The 16,019-nt window shown below is 58.4% G+C and carries 2 protein-coding genes; both read right to left on the bottom strand.

What is annotated here, in order from left to right; all coding sequences use genetic code 11:
- Positions 1-893, bottom strand: an 893-nt coding sequence (locus NLX73_RS24620) for a condensation domain-containing protein (RefSeq protein WP_254327592.1), incomplete at its 3' end; no start/stop codon positions are given.
- Positions 894-1,047: 154 nt separating this feature from the next.
- Positions 1,048-15,978 (bottom strand): non-ribosomal peptide synthetase, encoded by a 14,931-nt coding sequence (locus tag NLX73_RS24625; RefSeq protein WP_254327593.1) that lies wholly within the window; start codon positions 15,976-15,978, stop codon positions 1,048-1,050.
- Positions 15,979-16,019: the final 41 nt, after the last annotated feature.

Genomic DNA, 16,019 nt, shown 5'->3' on the forward strand with positions numbered 1-16,019 from the left:
CGCTCGTTCAGCTCGCGGTAGGTCAGCTGCCGCTCGTTCATGACGGCGGCCACGTTGTCCGGGTAAAGCTCCGCCTGTTCTTCGAACAAGCCGTAAATCGTTTTCCCCCGCTCGAACCCGCTTTCGGTGTCATTAAATCGCTTCAGTAGCGTCTCCCTCTCGTCTGGGGACAGCACATCGGCTTGTCCGAGCTCCAGATCCGGCTGAAATAAAAGCACGGACAGCAGCCTAACAAGATGGTCGGCCGCCTGTTCCACAAATGCCCGCTCGTACCGCTGCCCGTCAAAGCTTATTTCCAGCTCGATGGAGTGGTTTTGGCGGTCGAAGCGAAAAACCGTATCGGCCGCCACCCGGTTACCCAGCGGTTCCGGATGAATCGGAGCGAAGGATACGACGGTGTTGACGACCGGGAGGCCGTCCCCCGTATAGTCCAGATGGAGCGGCTCCACCATTTTCCGAAAAGGCAGGTGCTGATGCTCCAGCGCCTCGCCGATGGAGGCTTTGATGCCCCCGAGCAGCGTTTTCAGCGTAGTCTGGCGGCTTACGGACGTCTTGATCACCAAGATGTCATGCGGCGGCGGAGTCCCGTCGGGGTCTGCGCTATAAGAAGGCATGCCGACCAGCACTTGGTCCCGCCCGGTATACTTGAACAGCAGGCTTTTTACTCCTGCCAAAACAATCATGTACAAAGCCAAATCCGAACCGTTGGCGAGGCAAATGATTCTCTCCGAGAGTTCGCTCGGCAGAGTACGGTGAAGCAAGCCCGGCTCGGCCGCAGGTTCCCCGTCGGCGGATAATTTGGAGGATTGACTGTAGGGAAGGAAGCTCAGGCTGTCATCGGCGTCAAACTTGCCGCTCCAGTACCGTTCTTCCTTTTCAAACAAAGATTTCATTTGTACCTCCCCTAAAAATGAAGTGACCGCATGCCCCGGCGCAGGTCCGAAAAAGCTTGCTTTCGGCCTGCGCGTTTACGGGCTTGGACGTTGTTCGCCGTCTTCCTTGGGATGCGCGCCGCTTTCGCTTGACGGCGGAGGCGCGCTTGTAGGATTAGAACGCGAATTCGATCGTATCGACGGCACTCTTTGCGCCTGCCGCCGGTTTATGACATTCAATCCGGCTTAGCTCGAGTTGTGGATTTTCCGCAATTTGAGACAGTACCCGCAGGTAATCCTCGGTCAAGGTGCGGATCATCGCTTCTTTGAACAGCTTGGTGGCGTAGAAGAAGCCCCCGCTCAGCGCCCCGTTGTTTTCATACATAAACAGCGTCAGATCGAACTTCGCTTCTTCCAAATGGTCAAGCTCGTAAGTCTTCAGGCTGACCCCTTCCAGCTCGGCGTCTCGTTCTTCGATATTTTGCAAGTCGAAAACGGCATCGAACAGCGGGAAGCGGCCCGGCTCCCGCTTCACATTCAAACGCTCCACGAGCTCCTCAAATGGATAATCCTGGTTCTCGAAAGCACCCAAAGCCGTTTCCTTCACTTCTTCCAGGTAGGACAAGAACGTTTTGTCGCCCGACGGACGATTGCGGATCGCCAGCGTATTGACAAACATCCCGATGACCGGTTCCAAATCGGCGTTCGTTCTTCCCGCCACCGGGGTACCCACGACCAAGTCCTCCTGCCCGCTGTACTTGGACAGCAGCACGGTATAAGCCGCAAGCAGCACCATGAACAGCGTGCTTTCACGCTCGGCCGCCAATTCGCGCAGCCGCGCAGAGAGAGAAGCTTCGACGTCGAACTCCAGATGCGAGCCTTCGTAGCTGCGAGCCGCAGACCGTTCGTAGTCCATCGGCAGGTCCGCCGTCGGCAACTCGCCTTCGAAGGTTTGCAGCCAGTACGCTTCCTGCCGCCCGATCCGCTCTCGGTGGGCCTTCGACTGCTGCCAAACGGCATAATCCTTGTATTGAATGCGCAGTGGCGGCAGTTCTTCCCCGGCGTAGAAACTCGAGAACTCATCGATCACAATCGCCATCGATACGCCGTCGGACACCATATGGTGCATGTCGAAAAGGAGAATATGCAGGTTCGGCTCCAGCTCGATGACCCCGGCGCGCAGTAGCGGCGGCTTGCCGAGATCAAACGGACGAACGAAGCTGCGGACGATCTGCTCGATTTGAGCCGCATCCTCTTTATCCGCTTGATGATGCTCGATAGCAAAATCGACCTGCGGGTAAATCCGCTGAACCGCTTCGGCCTTCACGATTTCAAAACCGGTGCGCAGCGATTCATGCCGTGTTATCAATTTCCGCAAGGCGGCTTCCAACCGGTCTAAATCAAACTCGCCTTCCACCTGCACCAGCTCCGGCATGTTGTAAAGCTGATCCGCTCCATCCAGCGTGTGCTGAATGAACAGCCGTTTCTGCGCGGAGGACAGAGGGTAGTACTCTCTCTCCTCCGCTTGAGGAATGGCCTCATGCTCCCGCCGTTCCATCCGGGCGATCGCCTCGGCCATCGCCGCAATCGTCGAGTGACGGAATACGTCGCGCAGCGGCAGGTTGACGTTTAATTCCTTAAATACCTTGCCCGCCAGCGTCGTCGCTCGCAGGGAGTGGCCGCCGATGTCGAAGAAGTTGTCGTGAACGCCAACCTCCTTCGCAAGCCCCAGCACCTCCTGCCAAATCGCCGCCAGCTTTGTTTCCAGCTCATTGCGCGGTGCGACGTACTCCGTTCCGCTTCCCGCTTCCCCTTCCGGCGCTGGCAGCGCCTTCCGGTCAATCTTTCCGTTCGGCGTCAGAGGCAGGCGCTCCAGCTCCACGAAGTACGACGGGATCATGTAGCCCGGCAGCTCCTGCGCCAGCGCGCTGCGCAAATCGTTCACCGCCAGCTCCGCTCCGGTATCCGGCGTGTAATACGCGCATAGCGCCTTCTGCCCGTTCGCGTCACTTCGAACCAGCACCACCGCTTCGCGCACGCCTTCCACCCGCAGCAACTGCGACTCGATCTCGCCCGTCTCGATCCGGTACCCCCGGATTTTCGCCTGGTTGTCGATCCGGCCGATGAAGTCTACGTTGCCGTCTTCTATCCACCGCGCCAAGTCTCCTGTGCGGTACAGCCGCTCGCCCGCGGCGAACGGGCTGTCTACGAACTTCTCTTCTGTCAGCTCCGGACGGTTCAAGTACCCGCGCGCCACTCCGACTCCGCCGATGACCAGCTCGCCCAGCACCCCGACCGGCACCGGGTTCAGATGCGCGTCCACGATGTAGAATTTCGCATTCAGCCACGCTTTGCCGATCGGCACATTGCCTGTCTGCGGCAGCTTCGCCAGCTCCTCGTCGTAGAAGCTGGAGTCGATCGCCGCTTCCGTCACGCCGTATGCGTTGATGATCCGGAACAACGAGCCGAAGCGTTCCTGCAAGGTCCGGTAATCCGCCACGCTGCAGCTGTCCGAGCTCGTGATCAACAGCTCCACCCGGCTCATGTCCAGTTGCTGCTCGTGCACGTACTCCAGGAACGGCACGATCAGCGCCGGCGTCGATTCGAAGATGGTGACCCGCTCCCGCTCAATCCAGTGGTGCAGACGAGACGGATCGATCCGGTCGTCCTTCGGCACAATCACCATCGTGCCTCCGTTATACAGCGTCCGCGCGATATCTCCCACGAACACGTCAAACGAGAAGCTTGCGAGCTGCAGCAGCCGCACCGGGAACTGATCCAACCGGTACTCCCGCCGGTAGCCCGCCGCCGTATTCACCAGGCTGCGGTGCTCGATCATCACGCCCTTCGGCTTGCCCGTCGTTCCCGACGTGTAGATCACGTACGCCAGGTCCTCCGGACGGCATTCGTGCAAGTGATCATCCGCTTCCAGCGGCGCATTCGTCCGCTCCTCGCTGTACGAAGTTTCGTCGTCGAGATACAGCACCGCCGCCAGCGCCAGCTTCTCTTCGCCGAGCCAGGCTTCGGCACGCTCTCGCAGCGCCGTTTGCGTCAGCAGCACCTTCGCTCCGCTGTCTTCGAGCATGAACCGCACGCGCTCCGCCGGGTAATCCGGGTCGAGCGGCACATACGCCCCGCCCGCTTTCCAGACGGCCAGCACGGCCACCAGCAAGTCCACCGAACGCTCGGCGAGAATGCCGACGATCGACTCCCGGCCGATGCCGCTTGCGCGCAGCGTAGCCGCCAAGCGGTTCGCCCGCTCGTTCAGCTCCACATACGTCAGCCGGTCGTTCTCGTACACGACGGCCGCCGCTTCCGGCGTGCGCTCCGCCTGTTCCTCGAACAGCCGGTGGAACGCGGCCGCAGGAGCCGCTTCCGGCTGCGCCGGGTTGAACGCGCCGAGAATTTGTTCTTTTTCCTCTGCCGTCAGTAAGTTCAGCCCGGCGATCTTCGCATCCGGACGGCTTACGATCGTTACGAGCAGCTGCTCGTAATGTTTTGCCAGCCGTTCGATCGTCTCCCTTTTGTAGAGAGCCGTCGCATATTCGAAGCTGTAATCCAAGCCGCCGTTCTCCTCGCCCACATCCAAGCTGATATCAAACTTCGCGGTATCCAGTGCGCTCGGATAAGGAATCAGGCGAAGCCCTTCCAGCTCAAATTCCTCGTTCTCCGTATTCTGCATCGTAAACAGCGTGTCGAAGAGCGGATTGCGGCTTAAATCACGGGTGACTTGCACCTTGTCCACCAATTCTTCGAACGGATAGTTTTGATGCTCGAAGGCGTGGAGGGTCGTTTCTTTGACTTCGTTCAGGTATGACAGGAATGTCTTCTCCGAAGCCGGATAGCTGCGGATAGCCAGCGTGTTTAAGAAAATCCCGATCAACGGCTGCACATCTCCATGATTCCTTCCGGCAATCGGCGTACCGACGATCACGTCTTCCTGACCTGAATATTTATGCAGAAGGACGTTATACGCCGCAAGCAGCACCATAAACAGCGTCGTGCCCGTTTCCGAGGCCAGCTGCTTCAGGCCGTCGGTTTTCGAAGCGTCAAAGAAAAACTCTAGCGTTTGTCCTTCGTAGCTCTGCACGGCCGGACGCGGATAGTCGGTCGGCATTTCCAGCACCGGAAGCTCGCCTTGGAACATGTCCAGCCAGTACGCCTCCTGACGCTGAAGCCGTTCCTTCTGCTCCTGCGAATGCTGCCAAACGGTGTAGTCTTTGTACTGAATGCGCAGAGGCTCCAATTGCTCGCCGCCGTACAAGCGGACGAATTCTTCAACAAAGATTTCCATCGAGACGCCGTCGGAAATAATATGATGCATGTCGTACATTAGAATATGGCGTTCCGGAGCCAGCTCGACAAGGCCTACCCTCAGCAGCGGAGGCTTCGCCAAGTCAAACGGACGGACGAAACGGCGAACCGTCTCTTCGGCCTCTTGCTCATCCGCTCGATAGAACTCCACGGCAAAATTCACGTCCTGGTAAATCCGCTGCGATGCTTCGCCATCCACCATTTCGAACCCGGTGCGCAGCATTTCATGCCGCGCCACGAGCTTACGGAACGCTTCTTCAAACCTTGCCCGGTCCAAAACACCCTCCAGCAGCATGGCTTCCGGCATGTTGTAGCTAAGCTCCGCGCCTTCCAGTTGATTCAGGATAAAGAGACGTTTTTGAGCAAAAGATTGCGGGTACACCTCTCGGTCATCCGCCACCGGAATGGCAACGAATGTTTGCTCATCCAGCCGGGAAATGGCGGCCGCCATGCTCTCGATCGTGGAATGGCGGAACACGTCGCGCAGCGGCAGATCCACGTTCAACTCTTTATGAATCTTGCTGACCAGCGTCGTCGCCCGCAGGGAGTGTCCGCCGATGTCGAAGAAGTTGTCGTGAACGCCAATCTCCTTCGCAAGCCCCAGCACCTCCTGCCAAATCGCCGCCAGCTTCGTTTCCAGCTCATTGCGCGGTGCGACGTACTCCGTTCCGCTTCCCGCTTCCCCTTCCGGCGCCGGTAGCGCCTTCCGGTCAATCTTTCCGTTCGGCGTCAGAGGCAGGCGCTCCAGCTCCACGAAGTACGACGGGATCATGTAGCCCGGCAGCTCCTGCGCCAGCGCGCTGCGCAAATCGTTCACCGCCAGCTCCGCTCCGGTATCCGGCGTGTAATACGCGCATAGCGCCTTCTGCCCGTTCGCGTCACTTCGAACCAGAACCACCGCTTCGCGCACGCCTTCCACCCGCAGCAGCTGCGACTCGATCTCGCCCGTCTCGATCCGGTAGCCCCGGATTTTCGCCTGGTTGTCGATCCGGCCGATGAAGTCCACGTTGCCGTCTTCCATCCACCGCGCCAAGTCTCCCGTGCGGTACAGCCGCTCGCCCGCGGCGAACGGACTGTCTACGAACTTCTCTTCCGTCAGCTCCGGACGGTTCAAGTACCCGCGCGCCACTCCGACTCCGCCGATGACCAGCTCGCCCAGCACCCCGACCGGCACCGGGTTCAGATGCGCGTCCACGATGTAGAATTTCGCATTCAGCCACGCTTTGCCGATCGGCACATTGCCTGTCTGCGGCAGCTTCGTCAGCGGCTCGTCGTAGAAGCTGGAGTCGATCGCCGCTTCCGTCACGCCGTATGCGTTGATGATCCGGAACAACGAACCGAAGCGTTCCTGCAAGGTCCGGTAATCCGCCACGCTGCAGCTGTCCGAGCTCGTGATCAACAGCTCCACCCGGCTCATGTCCAGTTGCTGCTCGTGCACGTACTCCAGGAACGGCACGATCAGCGCCGGCGTCGATTCGAAGATGGTGACCCGCTCCCGCTCAATCCAGTGGTGCAGACGAGACGGATCGATCCGGTCGTCCTTCGGCACAATCACCATCGTGCCTCCGTTGTACAGCGTCCGCGCGATATCTCCCACGAACACGTCGAACGAGAAGCTTGCGAGCTGCAGCAGCCGCACCGGGAACTGATCCAACCGGTACTCCCGCCGGTAGCCCGCCGCCGTGTTCACCAGGCTGCGGTGCTCGATCATCACGCCCTTCGGCTTGCCCGTCGTTCCCGACGTATAGATCACGTACGCCAGATCCTCCGGACGGGCTTCATGGAAGCTGTCGGTGCCAACATTCTGATGGCTCTCATCGCCGTCGTCCACAGCATCCGTCAGCTTGCCGAAGACAATGCCGGAGCCAATCGGCGCATTCGCCCGCTCCTCGCTGTACGAAGTTTCGTCGTCGAGGTACAGCACAGCCGCCAGCGCCAGCTCCTCTTCGCCGAGCCAGGCTTCGGCACGCTCTCGCAGCGCCGTTTGCGTCAGCAGCACCTTCGCTCCGCTGTCTTCAAGCATGAACCGCACGCGGTCTGCCGGATAATCCGGGTCGAGCGGCACATACGCCCCGCCCGCTTTCCAGACGGCCAGCACGGCCACCAGCAAGTCCACCGAACGCTCGGCGAGAATGCCGACGATCGTCTCCCGGCCGATGCCGCTTGCACGCAGCGTAGCCGCCAAGCGGTTCGCTCGCTCGTTCAGCTCCGCATACGTCAGCCGGTCGTTCTCGTACACGACGGCCGCCTCTTCCGGCGTGCGCTCCGCCTGTTCCTCGAACAGCCGGTGGAACGCGGCCGCAGGAGCCGCTTCCGGCTGCGCCGGGTTAAACGCGCCGAGAATTTGCTCTTTTTCCTCTGCCGTCAGCAAGTTCAGCTCGGCAATCTTCGCATCCGGACGGCTTACGATCGCCGCAAGCAAATGTCCGAAATGAGTCGACAGCCGCCGGATCGTGCTTTCTTTATAAAGAGCCGTTGCGAATTCAAAGCTGCACTCCAGGCCGCCGTTTTCTTCCGTAACATCCACACTCAGGTCGAACTTGGCCGTGCCGTATTCGCTAGGATACGGGGACAATTTCAGCCCTTCCAACTCAAACTCTTTATCCTCCAAGTTTTGCAGGGAGAACATCGTGTCAAACAGCGGGTTGCGGCTCAAATCCCGGCTGACCTGCACTTTATCAACGAGCTCTTCGAACGGATAATTCTGATGCTCATAAGCGCCTAAGGTCGTTTCTTTCACTTCTTCCAGATACGACAGGAAGGTCTTCTCCGAAGCCGGATAATTGCGGAGCGCCAGCGTATTGACGAACATTCCGATCAAAGGCTGCGTGTCTCCGTGCGTTCTGCCCGCAATCGACGTTCCGACGATCAAATCGTCCTGACCTGTGTATTTTTGCAAAAGCACGGTATATGCCGCAAGCAGCACCATATACAGCGTCGTTCCTCTTTGAGCGGCCAGCTGCTTCAAGCCTTCGTTCGTTGCCTCGTCCACAAAGGACGTCAGCGTTTGTCCCTCAAAGCTCTGCACGGCAGGACGCGGATAGTCCGTCGGCATTTCCAGAACCGGCAGCTCGCCCCGGTAACGGTCCAGCCAGTAAGCTTCCTCGCGTTTCAACTGCACTTTTTGCTCGTCCGACTGCTGCCATACCGCATAGTCCTTGTATTGAATGCGCAAAGGCTCTAATGACTCGCCGCCGTACATACGAACGAGTTCCTCGACTAACACGTCCATCGAAACCCCGTCGGAGACGATATGGTGCATGTCGAACATCAGCAAATAACGTTCGGCTGCCAGCTCTACGAGCTCCGCCCGCAGCAGCGGAGGCTTCGCCAAGTCGAAAGGCCGGATGAAGGCCTGCACGACTTCGGGCGCTTCTTCCTCGCTCACATGACGGTACTCGACGGCAAAGTCGACGCTCTCGTAAATGCGCTGTACAGCTTCGCCTTGTACGATCTCAAAGCCGGTTCGCAGCGTTTCGTGCCGTGCGATCAGTCCGCGGAAAGCCTTCTCCAGCAGGCTCCGGTCAATCGATCCTTCCAGCAGCAGCACGCCCGGCATGTTGTAGCTCTGATCGGCCCCTTCCAGCTGATTCAGGATAAACAGCCGCTTCTGAGCTGAGGAAAGCGGATAATATGCTCTTGCGCCCGCCAGCGGAATCGACGAGAACGACTGCTCTCCGATCCGGGAGATGGCGAGAGCCATCTCTTCGATCGTCGAGTAGCGGAATACGTCGCGCAGAGGCAGCTCGACGTTCAGCTCCTGATGCACCTTGCTCACCAGTGTCGTCGCCCGCAGGGAATGGCCGCCCAGGTCGAAGAAGTTGTCATGAACCCCGATGTGCTCCAGTCCGAGCACGCTTTTCCAAATTCCCGCCAAGCTGGCTTCCAGCGGAGTCCGAGGCGGAGTACGTTCTTCGCCCGGCTGCAAGCTCTCCTCCGGCGCCGGGAGTGATCGGCGGTCGACCTTGCCGTTCGTCGTCAGCGGGAGCCGCTCCAACTGGATCAGGTACGCCGGAATCATATAGGCCGGCAGTTCCTGGGAAAGCACGCTCTTCAGCTCGGCCGCCGGAAGCTCGCGGTCCGCTTCATAATAGGCGCAAAGCTGCTTCTCGCCGGAGGCGTCTTCCCTCGCGAATACCGTCGCTTTCCGAATTCCCTCCACTTTCTGAAGCTGAGCTTCGATCTCGCCCAGCTCAATGCGGAAGCCGCGGATTTTCACTTGGTCGTCCGTCCGTCCCACGTATTCGATCGTGCCGTCCGGCAGCCATTTCGCCAAATCCCCCGTCCGGTACATGCGCTCTCCCAGCACAAACGGATTGTCCACAAATTTCTCCGCCGTCAGCTCCGGCCGGTTATTGTAGCCCCGTACCAAGCCTTCTCCGCCGACGCAAAGCTCCCCGGCCACGCCGATCGGCAGAAGCTTATTCCGGCTGTCGACGATATACACCTTCGTATTACTGATCGGCCGTCCGATGGGTACGGTAACCGCCGACTCATCGACGAAGTCGACCGGAAGGTACGTGGTATAAACCGTGCTTTCCGACGGGCCGTACAGGTGGTTGAGCCTGCCCGGTCCGATATGGGCGAGCGCTTTACGCACATGTCCGACCGACACTCGCTCTCCTCCGAACAAAATCGCCCGGACATCCCGCAGGCAATCGACGTTCACATCTACAAGGACGTTGAAGAAAGCCGTCGTAATCAGCATGACCGAGATGCGCTCACGCTGGATGAGATCCGCCAGCCGGACGATTTCCAGCAAGGTCTCGCGGGGAACCAGCACCAGCCGCGCCCCGTTGGTCAAAGCGCCGAAAATATCGAAAATCGCTCCGTCGAACGAATAGCTCGAAAGCTGGAGGACATGATCCCGTTCGGTGATGTCGATATAATTCGTATTTCGCACGATCCGCACGATGTTGCGGTGCGAAACAAGGTTGCCTTTCGGCTTGCCCGTCGTGCCTGACGTATAGATGACACAGGCCATATCCGTCGCTTCGGTGCCCGGATTTAGATTTGTGCCGTCCTCGTGATAGAAGGACTCGTCATCCAGTAAGATCACGGAGTCCGAACCCGCCAGGCGCTCGCGCAAGCGGCTTTGCGTCAGCATGACCTGCGCTCCCGAATCCTCAATCAAGAAACGGATACGCTCCTCGGGATATTCCGGGTCAATCGGTACGTAAGCCGCTCCGGCTTTGTGTGCCGCCAGCATGCCCACCACCATTTCGATGGAACGCTCAGCCATAATGGCGACCAGACGGCCTTTGGATATCCCGTGGCTACGCAAGGTACGGGCAAGGCAGTTGACGCGATCGTTCAGCTCGCGGTAGGTCAGCTCTTGCTCATTCAAGGAGATAGCGGCTGCATCCGGGATGCGCTCCGCCTGCTCTTCGAACAATTGAATGAGCGTCTTCCCGCGCGGAAATTCCGTGGTGGTGTCGTTAAAACGTCCGAGAAGGTCGGCCTTTTCCGCCTCCGTCACAAGTTCCAGCTCGCCCACGGTAATTTCCGGGTTATCCGTCACCTGCTCCAGCAGATGGACGAGATGCCCCTTGAGCCGTTCGATGCTGTCTTTATCGAACACTTCGGCGTTAAAGTCGAATCGAATTTCGATCTCGACTCCCGGCACCACGGTCACGTTGAAGTTATAGTTCGTCTGCTCCTCCATCTGAACGTCAGCGATCGTCAGGTCGCCGTGCTGCTGGTCGCCCGCCTGCTCCATCTGCTCGTCCACCGGATAGTTCTCGAAAGCGATGATATGGTTGATCAGGTTCTGCTTTTGCACGCTGCGGGCTTGAATTTCATACAGCGGATAGTAATCATAACGCCCGGACTCCAGCGCCCGCTCTTGGAGCTTCGCCATCAGGTCGGCGAACACGGTGTCCGCTTCGCTCGTGACGCGGACCGGCACCGTATTGATGAACAGCCCGATCATGGACTCGATGCCCGGGATTTCCGCCGGTCTTCCGGCCACGACGCTGCCGAATACGGCATCGTTTGTTCCGTTATATTTTTGCAGCATCACGCCCCAAGCGGCTTGCAGCAGCGTATTGACCGTAACCAGGCGCTGTTTCGCCACCCGGTCCATCCGCTCGCTCAAGTCCTTGCCCAGCTCGGTGGTGACGTGATCAGCCGTAAATCTGCCGTTTGGCGCCGATTCCTTTTGTCCCGGGAGTACGGTTTGCCCCTCATAATCTGCCAGGAATGCCGTCCAATAGCCGGATGCCGCCTGATCGTCCTGTTTCTCCAACCATTCGATATAAGCGCCATAATCCGATCCCTTATCTCCCGCTGGCTGCTTGCCGGATGCCAAGGCCGAGTACGTCTCAAACAGCTCCTGCGTCAGCTGCGGCAGGCACCAGCCGTCCATCAAAATATGCTGGAAACTCCACAGCACATGATAGCTTTGCTCTTCGGTGCGCAGGATCGTAACCCGAACGAGCGCGTCATGTTCCATGTCGAAGCCGCGAAGCTTGTCATCCTCGGCCTTTTTATCCAAATACGCTTGTTTCTCGTCCGCCTGCAAATGAAGCAGCTCTTCATATTCAAAGCCGACCGGCTTGTCGTGGTATATGATTTGCAGCGGCTCGCCCGCCGGTCCTTTCACAAAATTCGCCCGCAGCACCAGATGACGTTTCGCAAGCTCCATCCAGCTCCTCTCGAAAAGCTGGACGTCGAGCGCTCCCCGCATCGTAAACCGCGTCTGCTCGAAGTAAGCGGCCGTTTGCCGGTCAAGCGCGCTGTGGAACCACATGCCCTTCTGCATCGGCGTAAGCGAGTAAATATTTTCAATTTCCCCGAGATGGCCCGAGCGCTGGGCGATTTGCTCCAATTCCGCGATGGTCAAGCCTTTAAATTGCACGTCGCTCGGCGTCAATTCGGTGTTTTCTTTGCCTGCGCAGTGGGTAATGAGCTCTCGGAGACTTTGCTCAAGCCGCTGAGCGAAGGCTTCCATCGTTTCCTTGCGATACTGCTTCCGGCTGTAGCTGAGATCGAGCGATAAAGCGCCGTCCAGCACCATGCCGTTGATATCCAGCACAAAGCTGCGGGCCTGCCGGTCGCTGGCCGGGCTGCCGCTGGAGTAAGAAGATATGCCGATCTCGTCCTGATTGACATCATCGTCGAACTGGCCGAGGTAGTTAAAATTAATTTCCGGCTCTGCGCCCCAAACAAAGCCATCCTCCGATTTGGAGAGATAGCGGCATACGCCGTACCCAAGCCCCTTGTTCGGAATGCGGCGCAAGCTTTCCTTGACCTGTTTAATCTGATAGGCCAAATCCCGGTCGGTTTCCGGCTCCAGGACGACCGGAAACTTGGTCGTAAACCAGCCGACTGTGCGCGTGATGTCGATATCCGTTCCGATCGATTCGCGTCCGTGTCCTTCGAGATTGATCCGCACCCGTTCGTGTCCCGTCCACTTGCGAACGGCTATGCCGAGTGCCGTTACCAAAATATCGTTCATTTCGGTGTTGTAGGCCCGGTGAACCCGCTTCAGCAGCAGCTCCGTTTCTTCGGGAGTCAAACGGACGAACAGCGATTCGCTGTCCTGCTGCGTCGTAACGTCCGCCTCCAGATCCTTCGGCACGGCCGGAACCGCAATTTGTTCCACGGCCTGCCAATAGGCCCGTTCCTTCGCCATCTCCGGGCTTTGCGCGTAAGCGGCCAACTGCTCGGACCAAGTGCGGTACGCATCCGTTTTCGCCGGGAAACGAATTTCCTCGCTTTTGCCGGCCTGCTCGTAACCCACAGCGAAATCCTCCATCAAAATGCGCCAAGACACGCCGTCCACCACGGCATGATGAACCGCGAGCAGCAAATGGTCGCCGTCCGCGCACCGGAACAGTCCCGCCTTCACGAGGGGCCCGTTCTCCAGATCGATGCCCGCTTGAATGTCCGTTGCCTTCGCTTCCACAGCCTGCGCGGTATTCTCCGCATCCTTGAAGTCGAACACGTCCAGCGTGAACAGCCCGCCTTCCTGAATCGCGCGGGTCCGCGCGCTAAACCCTTGTTCCGTCTTGCGGAACACCATCCGCAAGGCGTCATGATGCTCGGCCAGCTTTTGCAGCACCTGACGTACCGTCTCTTCGTCGAAGCGTTCCTTCCGGTACAGCATCACTGACTGGTTGAAATGATGCGGGGCCGCAAAGGAGCTCTCGAAAAACCAATGCTGAATCGGGGTCTGCGCCGTTTCACCCGTTATTTCGCCTTGATCGATGGTACGTCCGATCGGTTTCACATGCAGGCTGAGCTGTGAGATAGTCGGATATTTGAACAAATCCCGGATTTCCAGCTTGTACCCGGCTTGATGAAGCCGCGAAGATACTTGAATGGACTTGATCGAGTCTCCGCCCAGCTCGAAGAAATGATCCGTTACCCCAACGCGATCGGCGTTCAATACCGCCTGCCACACATCGGCAAGCGTCCGCTCGGCTTCATTGCGGGGAGCTACGTACGCGCCGCCGGTCAGCGCGTTTCCTTCCGGAGCGGGCAAAGCCTTGCGGTCGATTTTGTCGTTCGGCGTGAGCGGCATCCGCGGAAGCTGAACAAAATGCGCCGGAATCATGTAATTCGGCAATTTTTGCGCCAGCGCGCTTCTCAGCTCGCCGAGCGTAAGCGGGCGGCCCGCGACCAGGTAAGCGCACAGTTCTTGCCCGCCTTTGCCTTCCCGTGCGATTACGATCGTCTCCTGCACGGAGTCGATCTTCAGAAGCTGCTCTTCAATCTCGCCGATCTCGATCCGGAATCCACGGATTTTCACCTGATGGTCAATCCGGCCCAAGTACTCAATATTTCCGTCCGGCAGCCAGCGGGCCAAGTCGCCCGTCCGGTACAGTCTCTCTCCGGGCTCAAACGGGTGTTCGATGAATTTCTCCGCCGTCAGATCCGGCCGGTTCCAATATCCCCGGGCGAGGCCGACGCCCGCGATGCATAATTCTCCCTCCACTCCGATAGGCGCCAGCTGATTCTGTGCGCCCAGTATATACAAGCGATGGTTCCAGATCGGACGTCCGATCGGTATCGCTCTGCGTTCGGTGTCATACGTAGACGCCGCCCACACGGATGTGGCGATCGAGGCTTCCGTCGGACCGTACGCATTATAGTACTGTACCTTGTCTTTCCACTGCTGCACGAATTCGGCTGAAACGGCGGAGCCCGCCGTGATGAGCCTGCTCAGACTCGGCAGGCGGTCTGAATTCAAATAAGCCGCATAAGTTGGCGGCAAAGTGGCGATCGTAATTGCATGCTCGTTCATGAAACGTTCGAACAGCTGATCATCCAAAATCGTCTCGGTTGACGGTATATATAAGGTCGCCCCGAAATACAGAGCGTTGAACATCTCCCAGCACGACGCATCGAACGATAGGCTGGCGAATTGCAGCACTCGATCCTGTTCGGTCGTGTGAAGCGTATGGGCAAACGTCAGTTTCAGGCTGACCAGCCCGCGATGCTCCAGCATGACCCCTTTGGGTTTGCCCGTCGTACCTGATGTATAGATGACATAAGCCAGATCGTTCGGACCGCTGGCCGGCTCCAGGTTCGAGCCATCGTCGCTGTAGGCCTGCTCGTCATCCAGCGCCACCACGGTCCCTTCGAACGGCACCTGCTGCAGCAACTCCCTTTGAGTCAGCAGCAGCTGCGCGTTCGAGTTCTCCAGAATGTAGCGGATGCGTTCTTCCGGGTATTCCGGGTCAATCGGCACGTAGGCACCGCCAGCTTTCAGAACCGCCAGAATGCCAACGACCGTCTCCAGCGATCTCCTGGCCATCAAGCCTACCAGCTGATTGGGCAGCACGCCGACCGATCGCAGCGTCCGCGCCAGCCGGTTCGCCCGTTCGTTCAGCTCCGCGTACGAAAGCCGCCGCCCCTCAAAGACAACCGCCGTCGCTTCGGGCACCCGTTTCGCCTGCTCCTCCACGAGCTGATGAATCGTCCGATCACGGGAATAGTCCTTCTCGGTATCGTTAAAGCTTTGCAGCAATTGAAATTTCTCGTCCTCCGACAGCATGTCCGCCCGCACGATGTCCAGCTCCAACTCGTGAAGCCCCACGGCCAGCAGGCGATTCAGATGGCCGACGACCCGAGTCATGAACTCGGAGTCATATAAGTGCTCGTTATATGACAGCGCTATCTGTATCGTCCCGCCGGTTAAGCTGAATTCAAAGGAACAATCCGTGACCACGTTTTGCCCGATTTCGTCCAGATGCAGCTCCTTAAGGGATACTAGCGTGTGGACGACGGGTATCCCGCCTGCATATTGCAGGTCCAGCTTCTCCGTCATTTTCAAGAACGGAATATGTTGATGCTGAATCGCTTCCGGCAAGGAAGTCCTCAGCTCGCTCAGAAGCGTTTTAAAAGTCGCACCCGCCGAAAGCGAGTTTTTCAAAATGATCGTATGATTAACGGATCGGCGCGTCTCCGACGGTTTCCGTACAACCGGAATGCCGACCAGAATGTCAGAAGCGCCTGTATATTTATGCAAGAGCGACTGAACACCGGCGAGCAAAATCATAAAAGTGGCCAGCGGAGCGCCCTTGCTCATTTGAAGGACGCGCTGCGCCACTTCCTCCGAAAGCGTCCCGCCGACGGTTGTCATAATGGGCGCCAGGGAGCTTGGAGCTTTGCTGTAAGGCAGCCGCGTCAAGGTATAATCGTCGCTACCGAATTTTTCGTTCCAAAACAACGTTTCTTTTTCAAAAGCCATCTGGATCGTTCCCCTCTCTTCATCGGTAAAAGCAATCCGGCGGAGCATATACCGCAGCAACGCTCCAGCCTCGCTCCCCGCCTTTTCAAACATGTGACAACAATGTCAATGGCTTTCGCCAGGTCACCGCTTCG

The organism is Paenibacillus sp. CH40 (genome assembly GCF_024213605.1).
GTDB classification, from domain to species: domain Bacteria; phylum Bacillota; class Bacilli; order Paenibacillales; family Paenibacillaceae; genus Paenibacillus; species Paenibacillus polymyxa_B.